This window comes from Leucobacter sp. Ag1, assembly GCF_000980875.1.
GTDB classification, from domain to species: Bacteria; Actinomycetota; Actinomycetes; order Actinomycetales; family Microbacteriaceae; genus Leucobacter; species Leucobacter iarius.
The window spans coordinates 51803-70668 of sequence record NZ_LAYO01000104.1; the positions used below are offsets into that span (position 1 = coordinate 51803).

17 protein-coding genes are annotated in these 18866 nt (G+C 70.9%); 9 read left to right on the forward strand and 8 right to left on the reverse strand.

Annotation, left to right across the window (positions count from 1 at the left end):
- Positions 1 to 22: 22 nt before the first annotated feature.
- Genes XM48_RS12065 through XM48_RS12075 form a run of 3 tightly spaced genes read right to left on the reverse strand, consistent with a single transcriptional unit; the run spans position 23 to position 2734 of the window.
- Complete coding sequence (locus tag XM48_RS12065) at positions 23 to 853, reverse strand: aldo/keto reductase (protein ID WP_046456078.1); 831 nt, start codon at positions 851 to 853, stop codon at positions 23 to 25.
- Positions 854 to 884: 31 nt separating this feature from the next.
- Positions 885 to 1286: a cupredoxin domain-containing protein gene (locus XM48_RS12070; RefSeq protein WP_046456118.1), complete on the reverse strand. Its 402-nt coding sequence runs from the start codon at positions 1284 to 1286 to the stop codon at positions 885 to 887.
- 8 nt (positions 1287 to 1294) lie between these two features.
- Positions 1295 to 2734 (reverse strand): NAD(P)H-quinone dehydrogenase, encoded by a 1440-nt coding sequence (locus XM48_RS12075; protein WP_046456079.1) that lies wholly within the window; start codon positions 2732 to 2734, stop codon positions 1295 to 1297.
- Between the two features lie 174 nt (positions 2735 to 2908).
- Here XM48_RS12075 and XM48_RS12080 point away from each other — a divergent pair, with 174 nt between their 5' ends.
- Positions 2909 to 5605: an aminotransferase class I/II-fold pyridoxal phosphate-dependent enzyme gene (locus XM48_RS12080; RefSeq protein WP_046456080.1), complete on the forward strand. Its 2697-nt coding sequence runs from the start codon at positions 2909 to 2911 to the stop codon at positions 5603 to 5605.
- A 9-nt stretch (positions 5606 to 5614) separates the two neighbouring features.
- Entirely contained in the window at positions 5615 to 7078 is a 1464-nt protein-coding gene (locus XM48_RS12085; protein WP_046456081.1) for a SulP family inorganic anion transporter, read from the forward strand.
- Between the two features lie 10 nt (positions 7079 to 7088).
- On the opposite strand, the gene XM48_RS12090 is transcribed toward XM48_RS12085, so the two are convergent.
- Positions 7089 to 7970: an Lrp/AsnC family transcriptional regulator gene (locus XM48_RS12090; protein WP_046456082.1), complete on the reverse strand. Its 882-nt coding sequence runs from the start codon at positions 7968 to 7970 to the stop codon at positions 7089 to 7091.
- Between the two features lie 238 nt (positions 7971 to 8208).
- Here XM48_RS12090 and XM48_RS12095 point away from each other — a divergent pair, with 238 nt between their 5' ends.
- From XM48_RS12095 to XM48_RS12125, 7 genes are all read left to right on the forward strand, one after another.
- Positions 8209 to 8994 carry an amino acid ABC transporter ATP-binding protein gene (locus XM48_RS12095; RefSeq protein ID WP_046456083.1) on the forward strand — a complete coding sequence of 262 codons (786 nt, stop codon included), beginning with the start codon at positions 8209 to 8211 and terminating at the stop codon, positions 8992 to 8994.
- A complete protein-coding gene (locus XM48_RS12100; protein ID WP_046456084.1) occupies positions 8984 to 10183 on the forward strand; it encodes a TIM barrel protein in 1200 nt (399 codons plus the stop codon). The genes XM48_RS12095 and XM48_RS12100 overlap by 11 nt, the downstream gene beginning before the upstream one ends.
- An 80-nt stretch (positions 10184 to 10263) precedes the next feature.
- Complete coding sequence (locus XM48_RS12105) at positions 10264 to 11121, forward strand: transporter substrate-binding domain-containing protein (protein ID WP_046456085.1); 858 nt, start codon at positions 10264 to 10266, stop codon at positions 11119 to 11121.
- A gap of 51 nt (positions 11122 to 11172) precedes the next feature.
- On the forward strand, positions 11173 to 11871 hold the full coding sequence (locus tag XM48_RS12110; protein ID WP_046456086.1) for an amino acid ABC transporter permease: 699 nt from the start codon (positions 11173 to 11175) through the stop codon (positions 11869 to 11871).
- Positions 11872 to 11876: 5 nt separating this feature from the next.
- Entirely contained in the window at positions 11877 to 12638 is a 762-nt protein-coding gene (locus tag XM48_RS12115; protein WP_046456119.1) for a BtpA/SgcQ family protein, read from the forward strand.
- On the forward strand, positions 12635 to 13144 hold the full coding sequence (locus XM48_RS17070; protein WP_052961491.1) for an ureidoglycolate lyase: 510 nt from the start codon (positions 12635 to 12637) through the stop codon (positions 13142 to 13144). The genes XM48_RS12115 and XM48_RS17070 overlap by 4 nt, the downstream gene beginning before the upstream one ends.
- Positions 13141 to 14115, forward strand: a complete 975-nt coding sequence (locus XM48_RS12125; RefSeq protein ID WP_197074202.1) for a carbohydrate kinase family protein — start codon at positions 13141 to 13143, stop codon at positions 14113 to 14115. The genes XM48_RS17070 and XM48_RS12125 overlap by 4 nt, the downstream gene beginning before the upstream one ends.
- 52 nt (positions 14116 to 14167) lie before the next feature.
- Here XM48_RS12125 and XM48_RS12130 read toward each other — a convergent pair whose 3' ends face one another.
- The 4 genes from XM48_RS12130 to XM48_RS12145 all read right to left on the reverse strand — a co-directional run bounded on the left by XM48_RS12130 (position 14168) and on the right by XM48_RS12145 (position 18842).
- Complete coding sequence (locus XM48_RS12130) at positions 14168 to 15805, reverse strand: amidohydrolase (protein WP_046456088.1); 1638 nt, start codon at positions 15803 to 15805, stop codon at positions 14168 to 14170.
- 101 nt (positions 15806 to 15906) lie between these two features.
- Positions 15907 to 17085, reverse strand: a complete 1179-nt coding sequence (locus tag XM48_RS12135) for an FAD-binding oxidoreductase (RefSeq protein ID WP_046456089.1) — start codon at positions 17083 to 17085, stop codon at positions 15907 to 15909.
- Between the two features lie 12 nt (positions 17086 to 17097).
- Positions 17098 to 17454 carry a cupin domain-containing protein gene (locus tag XM48_RS12140; protein WP_046456090.1) on the reverse strand — a complete coding sequence of 119 codons (357 nt, stop codon included), beginning with the start codon at positions 17452 to 17454 and terminating at the stop codon, positions 17098 to 17100.
- A gap of 14 nt (positions 17455 to 17468) precedes the next feature.
- Entirely contained in the window at positions 17469 to 18842 is a 1374-nt protein-coding gene (locus XM48_RS12145; RefSeq protein ID WP_046456091.1) for an FAD-binding oxidoreductase, read from the reverse strand.
- Between the last annotated feature and the right edge of the window lie 24 nt (positions 18843 to 18866).

Genomic DNA, 18866 nt, shown 5'->3' on the forward strand with positions numbered 1-18866 from the left:
CGGCGCCGCGCCGGGCCGTGAGTCAGAACTCCTCGTAGACCGCGGGGTCCTGATCCTTCAAGCGGCCGTCGGAGCGGCCGAGCGCGGTGATCTCGGAGACCTCCTCTGCCGAGAGCCCCACATCGGCGGCCCGCAGGTTCTCGGCCTGCCGGCCCGGATCCGCGGACTTCGGGATCGGCACCGCGCCACGGGCGACGTGCCAGGCCAGGATCGCCTGCACGGGCGAGATGCCATGGGCTGCGGCGATGCGCTGCACCACGGGTTCCGCGGCCATGATCGGCCCACGCCCCACGGGGCTCCACGCCTCCGTGATGATGCCGCGCTCGCGGTGGTACGCCAGCTGCTCCTCCTGCGGGAAGAACGGGTGCAGCTCGATCTGGTTGACCGACGGCCGCATGCCCGTCTCGGCCTCGAGCCGTTCGAGGTGCTCGGGCAGGAAATTGGAGACGCCGATGTGCCGCACGAGCCCGCGCTCGCGCGCCTCGATGAGCGCGCGCCAGGCAGCGACGAAGTCGCCGCTGATCGGGTTCGGCCAGTGGATCAGGTACAGGTCGATACGGTCGAGGCCGGTGCGGAAGACACTCTCCTGGATCGTGCGGAGCGCGGCGTCGGTCGCGTGATGCCGACCCGGGAGCTTGCTCGTGACGATCAGCTCGTCGCGGTCGACCGCGGCGTCGCGCACCCCGCGCCCCACCGCTCCCTCGTTCTCGTAGTTGAACGCGGAATCGATGAGGCGGTAGCCCGCCTCGATGCCGCTCCTGACCGCCGCGGCGCCCGCAATGCCGTTCAGGCGGTAGGTGCCGAAGCCGATCGGGGGAAGCACGAGGCCGTCGTGCGAGCGCTGCTCAGTCATGCGGTCAGCCTACGCCCGGCCGCCGGCCCGACTAGGCCGTCTTGACGTGCACGACGCCCTTCATCTCGGGATGGATCGAGCACAGGTACGCGTAGTCGCCGGCCTTGGCGAACCGGTGCGTGTAGCTGCCCTCGCGCTGCAGTTTGCTCGCGAACTCCCCGTCGGACTGGATCACGTCGTGCTGGTCCGGGCCGATGAACTCCCACCGCACGGCCTGCCCCGGGGCGATCGAGACCTCGGCGGGCTCGTACGCGTTGTCGACGACCTTCACGGTGACCGCGGCCTGCACGCCGTCGTCGGACGGCACGAACTTCGGCTTCGCCGGGGTGCAGCCGACGAGCGCCGCGGCGCCCACGCCGACGAGCCCGAGCGCGCCGCCGAGCAACGCGCGTCGACCGAGGACCGCGTTCGCCGCGGGACGGCGAGTGCTCACGGCGCCGCTCACCGCTGGTGCAGGGCGCGGGCCGCGTCGGTGATCGCACCCGTCATCGACGGGTAGACCGTGAACGCCGAGGCGACCTGGTCGACCGTGAGCCGGTGCTCGACGGCGAGCGCGAGGCCGAAGATGAGCTCGCTCGCGCGGTGGGACACGATGACGCCGCCGATGACGGTGCCGGAGGCCTGCCAGGCGAACAGCTTCACGAAGCCGTCGGTGAAGCCGATCATCTTCGCGCGCGGGTTCACGCTGAGCGGGATCGTGTGCGAGATGGCCTTGGCCATGTCGCTCGCGTCGGCGAGGCTGTGCTCGTTCCAGCCGACGGTCGCGATCTCGGGGTAGGTGAAGACGTTCGACGAGACGTTGCGCAGATCGATGGGGCGCACGAAGTCGCCGAGCGCGTGCATGATCGCAGTGCGCCCCTGCATCGCCGCGACCGACGCCAGCGGGTAGAAGTCGGTGCAGTCGCCGGCCGCGTAGATCGACGGGATCGAGGTGCGCGCGACCTTGTTGACGTGGATGTGCCCGCTCTCGGTCAGGCCGACACCGGCCTCCTCGAGGCCGAGCCCCGCGGTGTTGGGGATCGAGCCGACGGCCATGAGGCAGTGCGACGCTTCGATGGTGCGGCCGTCGGAGAGCTCGACGAGCACGCCGTTCTCGGTGCGGGTGACGGAGTCGGCGCGCGACTTCGACATGACGTTCATGCCGAGGCGCTTGAATTCGCGCTCGATCACGGCCGCCGCGTCCTTGTCCTCGCCGGGGAGCACCTGCTCGCGGCTCGACACGAGGGTGACCTCGGCGCCGAGGGTGCGGTAGGCGTTCGCGAACTCGGCACCGGTGACGCCGGAGCCGACGACCACGAGATGCTCGGGGATCGCGGGCAGGTCGTACAGCTGCTTCCAGGTGAGGATCCGCTCGCCGTCGGGCTTCGCGCTGTCGAGCTCGCGCGGGCTCGCGCCGACCGAGACGACGATGGTGTCGGCCTCGATGCGGTCGAAGTCGGTGCCCTCGGCGCCCGCCGTGGTCGCCACGACCACGGCGTTGGGGCCGTCGAGGCGGCCCTCGCCGTGCACGATGCGCACGCCGGCCTGCTCGAGGGTGCGGTGCATGTCGTCGGACTGCGCCGCCGCCATGGCGAGCAGGCGCTTGTTGACGGCCTTGAGGTTGACGGCGATCTCGGGGCGCACGGGCTTGCCGTCGCCGCCGGGCACGAACGCCTGCACGCCGAGCTTGCCCGAGTCGCGCACGGCCTGCACGCCGCCGGCCGTTCCGATGAGGCTCTTGGAGGGGACCACGTCGGTGAGCACGGCGGCCCCGCCGACGCCGACTCTCTCGATGAGGGTCACTTCGGCCCCCAGCTGGGCGCCCGCGAGCGCCGCCTCGTATCCGCCGGGACCGCCGCCCAGCACCGCGATCCGGTGCTTCCGATCGAACGCATTCGCCATGCCTCACAGTCTATGCGCCCGCGCGCCCCTCCGGCTGTCCGGGATGCCGGGCGACCGGGGCCGTCATCTTCACCGTCGGGGCATACCTCTCCGCGTAGACTCGGACACCGAATCGCACCGGGGGGACAGCTCGGAGCGTGGCCTGCGCACCGCTGCCCGAAGGAGACGTCACCGATGACCCCCACGCTTGAGAACCAGCTCGAACGCGATCCGGGCATGCCGGCGAGCAGTTGGCGGTTGCGCAGCGATGCGTGGGAGTTCCTGCGCTTCGCCGTGAAGCGGATCGCGCTCGAGGGGAACTCGGGCGATGCGCTCGCGAGCGACGGCGAGATCCGCCGCTCCCTGCGAGCGCTCGAGACGATCGAGCTCTACTGGGCCGGCTTCGGCCAGCGCTACGTGCGCCAGATCGGCGAGCTGCTGGCGCAGGGCGATGCCGCGGGCGCTCTCGATCGCATCGGCCGGGTGGTCCACCGGCTGCGCCGCACCACCGTCCCGGGTTCGGCGGAGGACTCGTTCGACGACGCGGAGCTCGCGGAGCAGCAGGACGATCAGGATCCCCGCCCGCGCTTCGAGGTGCTGCTCGTCGACGAGACGACCGCGGGCGACCGCGACGCGCTCTACGCCGAGGCCCAGCGACTGCGCACCAGCGCCGACGCGTTCATCTACGACTTCGTGATCGTGCCGTCCGCCGACGACGCCATCGCCGCGCTGCTCACCAACCCCAACATCCTCGCCTGCATCGTGCGCCCCGGGTTCAGCGACCGCAGCCGCCAGGCGCTGAGCCGCGACCTGCGCGACTCGATCGAGCTGGCGCATCAGCAGCAGCCGGGGGCGGCACCCGCGTCCTCGCGGAGCGCGCTCGCCTCGGTGCACCGGGTCATGCAGCTCGCCGACACGCTCGCCGCGCTGCGACCGGAGGTCGACCTGTACCTCGTCGCGGGCGCCCACATCGAGGACCTCGCGGGCGCGCTCACGCACCGGTTCCGCCGCGTGTTCCGCCGGGAGGATCAGCTCGAGCTCCACCTCTCGCTGCTGCGCCGCGTCTCCCACCTCTACGACACCCCGTTCTTCTCGGCGATCCAGGATCATGCCCGCCGTCCGGTCGGCGTGTTCCACGCGCTCCCGGTCGGCCGCGGCGGCTCGGTCGTCAGTTCGAAGTGGATCCGCGATCTCGCCGATTTCTACGGCATGAACCTGCTGCTCGCCGAGACCTCGGCCACTTCGGGCGGGCTCGATTCGCTGCTCGCGCCGACGGGCGCGATCAAGAAGGCGCAGGATCTCGCGGCCCGCGCGTTCGGCGCGCACCGCACCTTCCTCGTGACCAACGGCACCTCGACCGCGAACAAGATCGTGCACCAGGCGCTCGTCGAGCCCGACGACGTGGTGCTCGTCGACCGCAACTGCCACAAGTCCCACCACCACGCCCTCATGCTCACGGGCGGGCGCACCGCCTACCTCGAGGCGTACCCGCTCAACGACTTCGCGTTCTACGGCGCTGTTCCGCTCAGCCGGATCAAGCAGCTGCTCCTCGACTACCGGGCCGCGGGCCGGCTCGACGAGGTCCACATGATCACGCTGACGAACTGCACCTTCGACGGCATCGTCTACGACCCCGAGCGTGTGATGGCCGAGTGCCTCGCGATCAAGCCCGACCTCGTGTTCCTCTGGGACGAGGCCTGGTTCGCGTTCGCGGCGTTCCACCCCGTGACCCGGCGCCGCACCGCGATGGCCGCGGCGAAGCGGCTCGAGGGCCGGCTCCGCTCCGCGGCGCACGCGTCCGCGTACGAGGAGCAGCGCGCGCGCCTCTTCGATCCCGAGACCGGCGCGCCGCGCGACGACGCGGCCTGGCTGTCAGAACGGCTGCTGCCCGCGCCCGACGCCCGGATCCGCGTGTACGCCACCCAGTCGACCCACAAGACGCTGACCGCGCTGCGACAGGGATCCATGATCCACGTGTACGACCAGGACTGGGCGCTCGAGGCCGAGTACGCGTTCCACGAGGCGTTCATGACCCACACCTCGACCTCGCCGAACTACCAGATCCTCGCCTCGCTCGACCTCGGCCGGCGCCAGGTGGAGCTCGAGGGCTTCGAACTGGTGCAGCGCCAGCTCGACCTCGCGACGAGCCTCGCGCAGGCCGTCGCGCGGCACCCGCTGCTGCGCCGCACCTTCCGGGTGCTGACCGCCCACGACCTCGTCCCCGCCGACTACCGCGAGAGCAGCAGGCCGATGCCGCTGCGCGACGGGCTGGCCGAGATGTGGCGGGCCTGGGACGACGACGAGTTCGTCGTGGACCCGAGCCGGGTCACCATCGAGATCACGCGCACGGGCGTCGACGGCGACACGTTCAAGCACCAGTACCTCATGGACCAGTACGGGATCCAGGTCAACAAGACGAGCCGCAACACCGTGCTGTTCATGACCAACATCGGCACCTCGCGCAGCGCGATCGCGTACCTCATCGAGGTGCTCGTGAAGCTCGCGCAACGGTTCGAGCGGGATCGCGTCGCCCACGGTCTGCCGCCCGTCGCGTCCGACGCGGAGGAGATGCCGCCGCTGCCCGACTTCAGCGCGTTCGCGCCGGCGTATGCGCACGGTTCCGGGCTGCCGGACGGCGACCTGCGTTCCGCGTTCACCGACGGGCAGCGCCGCCAGCTGATCGAGTACGTCACGCCGGAGGAGCTGCGCGAGCGCGTCGGCCGCGGCGAGGAGCCGGTGTCCGCCGGGTTCGTGACGCCCTACCCGCCCGGGTTCCCCGTCCTCGTCCCCGGCCAGGTGATCACGGCCGAGGTGCTCGACTTCATGGCCGCGCTCGACACCCGCGAGATCCACGGCTTCGACCCGGCGAAGGGCTACCGCGTCATCCGCTAGGCTTCCCCGGTGCTCGCTGCCCTGAAGTCCCCACGCCTCCTCACCCGGGAAGTGCTCGCGGGACTCGTCGTCGCGCTGGCGCTGATCCCCGAGGCGATCTCGTTCTCGATCATCGCGGGCGTGGACCCCAAGGTCGGCCTGTTCTCGTCGTTCATCATGGCGGTCACCATCGCGTTCGTGGGCGGCCGGCCGGCGATGATCAGCGCGGCCACCGGCGCCGTCGCCCTCGTGATCGCGCCCGTGGCCCGTCAATACGGCTTCGACTACTTCATCGCCACGGTGCTGCTCGCAGGCGTGTTCCAGATCGTGCTCGGCGCGCTCGGCGTCGCGAAGCTGATGCGGTTCATCCCGCGCAGCGTCATGGTCGGTTTCGTCAACGCGCTCGCGATCCTCGTCTTCGCCGCCCAGTTCCCGCAGCTCATCGGGGTGCCGTGGATGGTCTACCCGCTCGTCGCGGGCGGCCTCGCGATCCTGATCCTGCTGCCGCGGATCACGCGGGTCGTGCCCGCCCCGCTGGTGACCGTCGTCGTCATCACCGTGCTGGTCGTCGTGTTCGCGATCAACGTGCCGACCGTGGGCGATCAGGGCGAGCTGCCGCGCAGCCTGCCCGAACTGTTCGTGCCGAACGTGCCGCTGACCTGGGAGACGTTCACCACCATCGCACCGTTCGCCCTGGGCATGGCCCTCGTGGGGCTCATGGAGTCGCTCCTCACCGCGAAGCTCGTCGACGACATCACCGACACGCACTCGAACAAGACCCGCGAGTCCTGGGGGCAGGGCGTCGCCAACATCGTCTCGGGCCTCTTCGGAGGCATGGGCGGCTGCGCCGTCGTCGGGCAGACGATGATCAACGTGAAGGTGTCGGGAGCCCGCACCCGCATCTCGACGTTCCTCGCGGGCGCCTTCCTCCTGATCCTGGTCGTCGCGCTCGGCGACGTGGTGGCCGTGATCCCGATGGCCGCGCTCGTCGCCGTCATGATCGTCGTATCTGCGAGCACCTTCGACTGGCACTCGGTGCGCCCGTCGACACTGAAGCGCATGCCGCTCAGCGAGACCCTGGTGATGGTGGCGACCGTGGTCGTCGTGCTCGCGACCCACAACCTCGCGATCGGCGTGGTCGCCGGGGTGTTCGTCGCGTCGGTGCTGTTCGTGCGGCGCGTGGCCCGCGTCGTCTCGGTCGAGCGCGAGCTCACCGAGGTCGACGGGCTGCCTCAGGCGCGCTACACCGTGACGGGCGAGCTGTTCTTCGCGTCGAGCAACGACCTCACGACCCAGTTCGCGTACGCCGAGGATCCGGCGCGCGTCGTCGTCGACCTCAGCCGCTCGCACGTGTGGGACGCGTCGAGCGTCGCCGCGCTCGACGCCGTGGTCACCAAGTACGGCCACCGCGGCACGACCGTCGAGATCGTCGGAATGAATCCGATCTCGAACGACTTCCACGCCCGGCTGAGCGGCGGGCTCGGCGCGAGCTGATCCCGGCGCGTCACTCGTAGCTCTCGCGCACCACGTCCAGGTGCATCCACGAGGTCACGGTGCTGACCCCGTCGAGGGCTCGGATCCCGTCGAGGGCGGAGTGCAGGGAGCGGAGCGTGGGGCCCGAGATGGTCATCACGATGTCGAACTGGCCGACCGCGACCGCGCCGAACTCGACGGCGGGCATCGCCCGCAGCGCGTCGATCAGTTCCGGGTTCTCGCCGCTCAGCCGGAGGCTCGCGCCCATCTGCATCCGGCGCGCCGGGCCCGGATCATCGAGCTCGCAAGTGACCCGCAGCATGCCGCTCTGCGTGAGCCGTGCCAGCCGCGCGCGCACCGCACCGACCGAGAGCCCGACCTCGCTTCCGAGCTCGCGATACGGCATCCGCCCGTCTTCGCGCAGTAGAGCGATGATCCGCGCGTCGGTCCCGTCGGGCGAGGGGAAGACGGTCTCGGTGAGTTCGCTCGCCGTCTCGAACCTGCTCTTGAAGATCCGGACGAACTGGGAGTTCGCGGTCTCACGCACTCCGGGCACTGCGCGGATCCGGGCCAGCAGCTCATCGAGATGCGCCCGGCTCTCCGCCCCCACCTCGACGACCACGTCGCAATTGCCCGCGACCGCGGTGATGAAGGTCGCCTCGCGGAAGCGGTGGAGCGCCTCGAGCACCGGAGCGGTCGCACCGTCGACCCAGATCATCACGTCGCAGAAGGTGTGGATCCCGAGCAGTGCCGGATGCACGTTCGCCACGATCCGCATCGCCCCGCTGTCCAGCAGCGTGCGCATCCGTTCCTGGACCCGACGCCGCGGGACGTCGAGCCGACGCGCGATCTCGCTGACCGGCAGCCGTCCGTTGTCGCGCAGTGCATCGATCAGTGCTCCGTCGAAGTCCATGCCGCCACTTTCTCGTCACCGATTCGTTATACAGAATCTTGCATCGCCGCGCGATCAGTTTTGCACAAGCGAGCCCGATCTGATCATCATCGAAACATCGAGAATGCTCGATTCGGTCAAAAATGCTTGAAATGGGCGCGATCATCCGCATTTCTGCGCTCGCACCGCTCTCCGCTTCCCGCTACTGTCGTCCCTGCGCACCGTCCCAGCGCTGCGCGAGTCACCCGAAGGAGGGCCCGTGGACACACCCGCAGCGCCAGCAGCAACGCCGCTGCTCGATGCGCGCAACCTGCACAAGAGCTACGGAGATCGGTCCGTGCTGCGCGGCGTCGATCTCTCGATCCGTCCCGGGCAGGTCAAGGCCATGCTCGGTCCGAGCGGTTCGGGCAAGTCCACGACGCTCCGCCTCATCAATCTGCTGGAACGCGCCGACCAGGGGACCATCGAGATCGATGGCCAGCGGCTGGGCACCGTCGGCGGGCCCGGGTCCGAACGCCCGGCACCCGAGCGGATCCTCGCGAAGCAGCGGCAGTCCGTCGGCATGGTGTTCCAGCAGTTCAACCTCTTCCCGCACCTGAACGCGACGCGGAACGTGATGAGCGGGCTGACCACGGTGCAGCGCGTGCCGCACCGCGAGGCCGAGGAGCGCGCCGTGATGATGCTCGAGCGGGTCGGCCTCGGCGCCCACGCCGGCAAGTACCCCTCGGAGCTCTCCGGCGGGCAGCAGCAGCGCGTCGCCATCGCCCGCGCCCTGGTGATGGAGCCGAAGCTCATGCTCTTCGACGAGCCCACCAGCGCGCTCGACCCGGAACTCGTCGGCGAGGTGCTCCGCGTGATGGAGGGCCTGGCCCGCGACGGGATGACCATGCTCGTCGTGACCCACGAGACGCGCTTCGCGCGCCGGGTCGCCGACGAGGTCGTCCTGTTCGACGACGGCGTCATCGTCGAGCAGCAGGAGCCCGAGGGCTTCTTCGAGAATCCGCAGAGCGAGCGCACCAAGGAGTTCCTCCGTCATGTCCACTGATCAGAACCACGCGGCTGTTCCCGTTCCGACCCCGACGATCGCCGACGTGCGCGAGTACGTCACCTGCCGGGCCGACGACCTCGAGGCAGCCGGCCCGGCGATCGCAGATCGCAGCGTCCGGGGCGCCGAGGTGTTCATGGCCGACCTGGCTCCGCGCACCGAGCCCCTCGCGGCGTCCTCCGAGGATCGCGAGCGTCTGCTCGCCGCGCTCCGCGCCGCCCGGGTGCGGCGCGTCCACTCCTCCTACTGGGCGGCCCCGACTCCCTTCGTCGCGGACGTGGGCTACGGGGAGCTCGTCGAACGGTTCGAGGGCAGCGAGAAGGTCCGCGAGTACTTCGGCGACCTCACCGGTGACCACATGTTCGGCCGGTGGCGCGACGAGTACGCGCTCGCCCGCGATCTCGGCGCGGACGCCTACGTGTTCCACCTGATCGACTACATGCCCGTCGACGGCGCCTGGGCGTTCTCGGTCGACCGACGAGCGGTGCTCGACGCCATGATCGTGCTCACCCAGCGATTCCTCCGCGTGCTCGAGCAGCACGGCCTCATCGACGCCGCCTCCCCCGTGATCGAGCTGGAGAACGCCGGCTGGGGACTTGAGTTCGGCGCGCAGACGGCGGACGACTTCGCCCAGGTGTTCGCGGAGGTGCACGATCCGTCGGACCGCCTGCGCCTGGGCTGGGACCTCAACCACCTCCTGCACGCCACCGGGCTGCGCGGCGGCGCCGGATCCTTCCTGCTCCCCGACGTCGAGCTGACGCCCGCGATGCGGGAGCTGGAGCGGAAGGCCGGAGGCGATATCCGGGCCCTGTCCGCGGAGTGGATCGCGCTGAACGTGCTCGACGAGCGGCTCGTCGACCGGGTCTCGGCGCTGCACCTCTCCGACTGCCCGGCGAAGGAGGTCGAGTACTTCCGCAACGGCCTGCTCGCTCCCGAGTACGCCATCGAGGGGACCGTGGAGGAGCGCGCCGACGCGGGACTCCGCATCGTGCTCGACCACTACGACAACCACGTCTGCCTGGGCGACGGCGTCCTCGATCCGGCCGAAGTCCGCCGGGTCATCGCCGCCCTCGCCGACCGGCACCCGCTCATGCTCCTGCACGAGCTGAAGAACGCGCCGGACGTCTGGGCCGAGCTGGATCGCCAGCGCGCCCGGCTCTGGTCGGACGCGCCCGCGAGCGCCGTCTGACTCCGGCGCCGCCCACCCTCATCAGGCACCACCCGTTTCATCCCGCACCACACACGAACACGGAATCGAAGGAGATCCCCATGCGACACCGCGCGAAGATCCTGGCCGGCATCGGCGCCGCAGCGATCCTGGCTGCGTCCCTCACGGCCTGCAGCTCGGACGCCCCGACCGACGGCTCGAAGGGCGGCCCAGCGGGCCTGCACGAGGCCGGCGTGCTCAACGACTGCGTCGCACTGAGCTACGAACCGCTCGAGTACTACGAGAACGGCACGAGCGGGAAGGTCATCGGCTGGGACGTCGACGCCGCGCGCGAGGTCGGCAAGCTCCTCGGCGTCGAGACCAAGGTCAACGTGATGGACTTCGACGGTCTGATCCCGGGGCTGCAGTCGGGCAAGTGCGACCTCGTCTGGTCGGGCGCCTACGTCAACGAGAAGCGCGTCCAGGTGGCCGACGCGGTGCCCGTGCTGCGCACCGGTACCGAGGTCGTGCTGCGGAGCAGCGTCGCGGGGCGGGTGAAGGATCCGCTCGATCTCTGCGGGTTGAGGCTCGCCGCGCAGACCGGCACCGAGGACGAGGCGCACGTCAAGGAAGTCAGCGACACGTGCACCGCCGCCGGGAAGAAGGCGATCGAGGTCACCGGATATCCGGGATCGGTCGACGCCGTGCCGGCCATCCGCAGCGGCAAGCTCGACGGCCTCGCGGACACCACCGTGCTGGCGGCGACGCTCGCCAAGAAGAACGACGATCTGAAGGCCGTGCCCGGCCTCTTCCCCTCGAGCTACTGGTTCGGCGCGTTCACGAACAAGGGCAGCAAGCTCTCGCCCGAGGTCGAGCAGGCGATCCACACCCTGATCGAGAACGGCACGCTCGCGAAGCTCGCCGAGAAGTACGGCCTGAACCCCGACGACGTCGCGAAGGTCGACACGAAGGCGCTGTAGCCGACCGGTGCCCCGCGCTCCGGCGCGGGGCACCCATCGAATGAGGTTGAAATGAGCTTTGATCCGTCCATCTTCTGGGAGCAGCTGATCTCCCCGGTCTACCTGCAGGGCGCCGTGGTCGCGGTGCTGGTCGCCCTCGGCAGCCTCGTGCTGGCCGTCGCGATCGGGCTCGCCATCGCCCTCATGAAGTCGTCCAAGAGCCGGGTGGCGCTCGCGTCGGCGAACACCTACCTGTGGTTCTTCCGCGCGCTGCCCTCCATGCTGCTCCTGCTCATCTGCTGGAACGCCCTTCCGCAGCTGATCCCGGCGCTCCGCAGCGACTGGTACAACCCGTTCATCGCGGCGATCCTCGCGCTCGGCATCAGCGAGGCGGCCTACGTCGCCGAGATGCTCCGCTCGGCGCTGATGTCGGTCGACGACGGGCAGCGGCTCGCGGCCCGCGCGCTCGGCATGACCCCGGTGCAGGCCTTCTTCAAGGTCATCGTGCCGCAGGCCACCCGGATCGCGCTTCCCCCGCTCGGTAACGAGCTCGTCGCCCTCGTCAAGCTCACCGCGATCGCGAGCGTGATCTCGCTGCAGGAGCTGCTGCGCGTGGCGACGATCGGCGTGCAGGCGACCTACCGCTACGCCGAGTACTACGCGGTCGCGATCATCTACTACCTGGTCGTCGTCTCGCTCATCATGATCCTCCAGAGCGTGCTCGAGAAGCGCTTCCGGTGGACCTCGAAGAAAGGCCGGATCGCCCGGTGAACGACATGAATCAGCACCCGACCGCCCTCGACCGCTGGCGCGGGCTCTTCCCGACGCCGAAGCCGGTGCTCGCGATGCTCCACCTCGGCGGCGACGGCCCCGTCGAGAAGGTGGCCCGTGCACGCGCCGAGGCGAGCATCCTCGCCGACGGCGGCGTCGACGCGGTGATCGTCGAGAACTACTTCGGCGACTCGGACGACGTGCGGCGCGCACTCGAAGCCGTCTGCGCCGACGCGCCGACGACCGTGATCGGCCTGAACGTGCTGCGCGACCACGAGCTGGCGTTCGCCCTCGCCGAGGAATTCCCGGTCGGCTTCGTGCAGCTCGACTCGGTCGCCGGCCACCTCGAGCCCGCTGACGACGATGAGTATGCGGCTCGGCTCGCGGAGCGCCGCTCGTCCAGCCGGGCGCTCGTGCTCGGCGGCGTCCGGTTCAAGTACCAGCCGGTCCGCTCCGGGCGCACCGAGGCCGAGGACCTCGCACTCGGCGCGCAGCGCTCCGACGCGATCGTCGTCACGGGCGACGGCACCGGCATGGAGACCGCCGTGTCGAAGATCGAGCGGTTCCGAGCCGCCCTCCCGTCCGGGTTCCCGCTCGTGGTGGGCGCGGGCGTGACCGACGCGAACGCCGCCGAGCAGCTCCGCTCGGCCGACGGCGCGATCGTCGGCAGCTTCCTGAAGGACACCTACCGCGACACCGGCGTGGTCGACGCCGCCCACGTGGCACGGCTCATGGACGCGGTGGCCGCCGTGCGGAGCGCGCGGTGAGCGCCGAAGCACCGGTCCGGACGATCACGGCCGAGGCCCTGACCGCGGAGTCCTTCGCCCCCTACGGCAGGATCGTCGCGTTCGACGGGATCGCACCGGAGCTGGTACGCACCGCGGGTTCCGACTGGACGGACGCCTACGATGAGCGGCCGATCACCCGCGAGACCCCGAGTCTCGGGATGACCTCCGCGCCCGGCGCCCCCTTCGTCAGCACGGTGATGGAGCGCCACGCGAATGTCGAGGAGGCGCTGCTCCCCGCTGGGCGCGCCATCGTGCTCGCGGTGGCTGAGGCGAGTGCGGCGACCGCCCCCGCGTCCGACGACGTGCGCGCCTTCCTGATCCCTCCGGGCGCCGCGGTCGTGCTCGCCCCGGGGACATGGCACGACGCGTGCCGCGGGGCCGACGGCCCCACCTCGTACTACTGGCTCGCGTCCTGCGTCGATTCGGGATCCTCTCCGTGGACCCCGCTCGCGGGCGGACCAGTGAGTGTGGGGGTAGCGGCATGAGTCCGGCACGTGCAACGGGCACGGTGGATGCGCCTGCCGTCTTCATCGGCGATGTGGCGGTCGACGAGTACTTCGCGGCCGACACATGGGTCATGCCTGGCGACAAGACCATCATCGACACGCTCGCCGTCTACATGGGCGGCAGCATCGCGAACGCGGCACGGGTGCACGCGGGCTTCGGCGGACGCACCGAGTTCATCTCGCTGCTGAATCGAGGGGACCTGACGGATCGGATCCTCGCGGATCTCGCCGAGAATCGCGTCTCAGTCCCCCACATGCTCTTCGATGAGGAGATCGGCGACCAGCGCAACCTCATCTTCCTCGTCGACGGCGAGCACGTCGTGATGACGCCCGACGTCGACGAGCGGCCCATGCGGCTGCCGGAGGACGCTCTCGCGGATCTCGCCAGGCCCGGCTACCTCTACACGACGCTCGACCGGGCTCAGCGCCTGCGGCTGGGCGCGCTCGACGCGGCCGGGGTGCTGCGGGAGCTGCGAGCTGCCGGGCGCCGGGTCGTGTTCGATCTGGACGTCGGCGGTCTCGCGGAGGGCGACATCGCTCTGATCCGGGGCGCGCACGTCGTCATGATGAACGACCGCGGCTTCGAGGCGTCGTTCGGCGACGGAGCGTCGGAGGCGGAGGTGCGCGCCTGGCTGGTCACGCACGAGGTCGAGGTGCTGCTCCATTCCCGGGCGGCGGCCGGAGCGATCGTGCACACGGCGTCCGAGACGTTCGAGGTGCCGGGGTACGCCGTTCCGGTCGCGGACGTCACCGGCGCCGGCGACACGCTCGGGGGGTCTCTCGTCTACGGGCTCGGTGCCGGCTGGCCTCTGCGGCGGGCGGCCGGCTTCGCCGTGGCTGCGGCGTCCCGCTCGGTGATGCGCATGGGCCCGAACGGCGGCATCGCGACCGAGGACGATATCGAGCGCTTCGTCGAGGAGTTCGCTCGGGCGGCGGCGCCGGCTTCCTGACTTCGGACTGCGGTGGGGTCCGACCCGGGGCCGGACCCCACCGCTCGTTCCGCTACCCCGCGAACACCACACGCCCGTCGACCGCCGTCAGGCGGATCGGCAGCTCGGGGAGCTCGTCGGGCGAGACCTCGACCGGATCCTGCGCCCACACCGTGAGATCGGCGACGGCGCCGACCGCGAGCACTCCGCGATCCTCGTGGCCGCGGGCGAGCGCGGGCCACAGCGTGTAGGCCAGCAGCGCCTCCTCGCCCGTGAGCCGCTGCTCGGGCTCGAACACAGCCGCCTGCGGATCGCCCGGCGTGTGCCGTCCGCGCGCCCAGGCCATGCCGAGCCGCGGGTCGTACTGCGCCACGGGCCAGTCGGATCCGAGGGTCAGGCGCACGCCGGTGTCGAGCACGCTGCGCACCCGGTACCCGGTCTCGGCGCGCCCCTCGCCGAGCCGGGCGGCCCAGTTGTCGCTGTGGTCCGCCGCGCGCCACTGCATGTGCAGCGGCTGCATCGAGGCGGTGACGCCCGCATCGCCGCGGCCGGCGTTGAATCCGCGCAGCTGCTCCACGTCCTCGTCGGCGAGCACTTCCAGGTGCTCGATCGAGTGGAACGGCAGGCCGTCGCGCTCGGGCAGCGTCGCGTACACGTCGAGCACCCGGCTCACGGCGTAGTCGCCGACCGCGTGGGTCGCGATGAGCATGCCGGCGTCGTGGTAGGCGCGCACCACCTCGGCGTAGCGGTCCCACGACGGCCAGAACGGCACCCGGCCGTCGCCGCACGCATCGACCGTGTGCAGCCAGGCGGTGCCGGTGTCGATCACGCCATCGCTGAACAGCTTGATCCCGTCGTTGCGCCAGAGACGGCCCGCCCGGTCCTTGCCGGCGATGGTCCGTGCCACGTCCTCGTCGGTGTCGCCCACCGCGTGCCAGTGGTGCACGGTGAGGCGGTGATCCAGCTCGCCGCGCTCCTCGAGCTCGGCCAGCAGCTCGACCGTGCGGTCCTTGCCGTCCATGATCGCGCCGCCCGTGAGCCCGACGGCCGCGAGCCTGCGGAACATGTCGCGCAGCGCGTCGCGCTCGTCGTCGTGCGACGCCTTCTGCGCCGCGTCGAAGAGCAGGTTGTAGGCGGTGGGTTCGCGCAGCTCGCCGGTCGGGGTGCCGTCCTCGTCGACCACGATCTCGCTCGCATCGTCGAACTCGCGCGCGCCCGTGATGCCCGCGGCGTGGAGGGCCGGGGCGGTCGCGAGACCCGTGTGCAGGTCGTAGCAGATGAGCGCGACCGGGCGGCCCGGCGCCGCGTCGGCGAGCAGCTCGCCGCGCAGGCCGGTGTGCTCGAACGCCTCGTACTCGAGGTTCCAGCCGCGCAGCCAGGCGCCGTCGGGCAGCCGCGCGTGCTCGGCGGCGATCGCCTCGCGCAGCTGCTCGACCGTCTCGAGTCCGCCGAGGTCGAGCCCCGCGGTCACCTCGGCCGCCCAGTGCGGATGGGTGTGGGAGTCGAAGAGGCCGGGGGTCACCACGGCGCCGTCGAGGTCGCGAACGGGGATCCCCGCGGCGTCGGCCTCGGCGCGCACCGCGGCGTCGTCGCCGATCAGCGCGATGCGACCTTCGCGCACGAGGATCGCGGTGGCGTCGGCGTCGGTGTGCGTGTTGGTGCGCAGTCGCGCTCCGACCAGGGCGAGGTCGCCTCCGCGGGTGTCGGTCATGGTGTGGTCCTCTTTCCAATGCTCTGTCGTGCTGCGCGAAGGGCGAACGGTGCTCCCTCGCGGAGATCCTGCGACTCGTGCCTCGCGCAGGATGACCGTTCTCAGTGCCGCCCGATGGCGGCGAAGTGCGCACGGGGCGTCGGGTCGTCGTCGAAGCGGCGCGGATCCCAGTGTGCCTGGAACTCGGGGTCGCCCGCACCTCCGACGACGAGGTCGGCGAGGTACTCCCCCATGAACGCGGCGTACTTGAAGCCCTCGCCCGAGTCGCCGCAGGCGAGCACGACGGTGGGATGGGTGCGCCCGACCGCGAAGTCGCCATCGCCCGAGTCGGTCCAGGTGCACACCTGGGCGCCGAGCACCGTCGGCGGGATCGCTGTGAGGTCGCGCTCGATCCTGGCCCGGATCGTCTCGGTGCGCTCGGGCACCGGGGTGCGGTCGAGGTCGTCGCCGAGGGTGCCGCCCGCGAGGCTGCGGAGCGGCTGGTCGAGGCCGACCTTGTATCCGGCTGAGCCGTTCGGCATCGCGTAGATGCCGGGCGCATCGCCGATCGGGCAGTCCACCAGCCCGGGCAGATCGGGGGCCGGCGGGGTGAGCGCGGGATCGCCGAGGTACACGACCTGCTCGATGTAGGGAGTGAGCGGCAGTCGCAGCCCGAGTCCGGGCAGCAGCTCGGCCGTGCCCGGCCCGGCGGCGAGCAGCAGTTGCTCGGCCTCGTGCGCGGTGCCGTCGGCGAGGATCGCCCGTGCGCTCGTGGCACCCGGTTCGATCCGCACTACACGGCTGTCCGGCAGGTACTCGCCGCCCGCGGCGACGAACGCCCGCAGCGCGCCGCCGAGCAGGCGGTCGGCGTGCACGATCCCGGCCTGTTCCACGAGGAGCGCGTCACGGCCGTCGGGCCGGAGGCCGGTGAAGACCTCCCCGACGCGGTCGGCTCCGATCCGTTCGACGGGCTGGCCGATCGAGGCGAGCGACTCGGCCACGGCCGGGAGCGACTCGTCATCGCGCCAGAGCAGACCGGTGCGGCGGAAGACCGGCTCGCCGAGCCGATCCCCCAACCGCTCCATCGCTCCGAGGGTGCCGAGCATGGCCCGGGCCCGCCACACCTGCGTGTCCGACAGCCGCCAGAGCCGCGAGCTGCCGCCGTTCGAGGCGAACGGGCCGCCCGGCTCGAAACGCTCGAGCAGGGTGACCTGCCAGCCGAGATCCTGCAGCCGCAGCGCGGCGGGGAGCCCCCAGGCCCCGCCGCCGACGACGATCGCGCGTTCGCGTCCCGTGGACATGGCTCGTTCCGTTCAGTCGGTGATGATCGTGAAGTGCTTGCGCAGCGGCTCGTGCACCCGCCAGGTGCCGCGCCAGCCCGACGGCATCACCATGATGTCGCCCGGGCCGAACTCCGCGGGAGCCTCACCGTCGGCCTCGACGGTGACGCGGCCCGAGAGGATCGTGCAGATCTCGGTGTAGCCGTCGCGGAAGGCGGTGAAGTCGCCGGGCAGGCACTCCCAGAGCCCGGTCTCGATGGGGCCCTGCGCCCAGACGGTCAGGCCCGCCTCGGTGAGCCCGTCGGTCAGGGCGGTCGGCTTGGGCGCGTGCGGCCCGAGGTCGAGCGAGTCGGTGCCGTGCACGGCGACGGTGCGGATGGTGTCGTTCATGGGGTCCTTCCCGGTCAGTGGCCGCGGCCGGTGATCACGTCGGCGATGTGGGCGATCGGCGAGGTCTTCTCGCGGCCGCCGAGCTCGGAGCGGTCCGCGATCCCGTAGGCCGTGTAGAGGCCCTTGGTCGCGATCCAGCGCAGCGGCTCGGGCTCCCACTTGCGGACCTTGTGGTTCACCCACGGCAGACCTGTGATCTCGGTGTCGTTCCCGAGGATCAGGTCGGCGATGGTGCGGCCGGCGAGGTTCGTCGAAGTGACGCCCGTGCCGACGTAGCCGCCGCCCCAGGCGATGCCCGTCTCGCGATCGAGTCCGACGGTCGCCGCCCAGTCGCGGGGCACGCCGAGCACGCCAGACCACACGTGGTCGATGCTCGCGCCGCGCGTCGCCGGGAAGAAGCGGTGCAGGATCTCGCTCAGGGTGTCGACCGTGCTGAGCGCGGTCTGCCCGTCGGTGTCGGTCTGCGAGCCGTACTTGTAGGGCACGCCGCGGCCGCCGATGGCGATCCGGTCGTCGGCGGTGCGCTGCGCGTACATGTAGACGTGCGCGAAGTCGCCGAGCACCTCGCCCTCGCTCCAACGCAGTTCGTCCCACACCTCCGGGGCCAGGGGCTCGGTCGCGATGAGCGACGAGTTCATCGGCAGCCAGAGCCGTTTGAGCCCCTTGAGCCCCGCGGTGAAGCCCTCCGTCGCGCGCACGATGTAGTCGGCGGAGACCGTGCCGTGCGTGGTGCGCAGGCGATGCGGTTCGATCTCGACGACGCGGGTGCGCTCGTAGATCTCGACGCCCAGGCGCTCGACCGCATCGGCGAGGCCCGAAGCGAGCTTCGCCGGCTGGATCCGGGCCGCGTGCGGGTGCCAGACCGCCGCCCGGGTGCCGGCGACGTTGATCTTCGCCCGCGCCTCGGGCGCCTCCAGCAGCTCGAGATCGGTCGAACTCCACGACTGCTCCGAGGCCGCGAACGCACGGATCCGCGCCTCCTGCGCCGGCGTGTAGGCGACGTTGAACTCGCCGCCCTTCTTGATATCGGCGTCGATCCCCTCGGCCGCGGCCACCCGGATCACCTCGTCGACGGTCTCGTTCATCGCGCGCTGGAACCGCTCGGCCGCGTCTCGACCGTGCGTCGGCACGTACTGCGCCCGCCCGCCGGTCATGGCCGAGGTGAGCCATCCGCCGTTGCGCCCGGACGCGCCGTAGCCGGCGTGACGCTGCTCGACCACGACGACGCGCAGCTCGGGACGCTGCTGCTTCAGGTAATAGGCGGTCCAGAGTCCGGTGTATCCGGCGCCGACGATGGCGACGTCGGCGGTCAGATCGCCCGGCAGCTCGGGGCGCTGCTTCGGGGTGCCGACCTGCTGCCACCAGTGGGAGACGTTGCCGTTGATCATGGGTATCGAGCTTCCTTGCGAGAT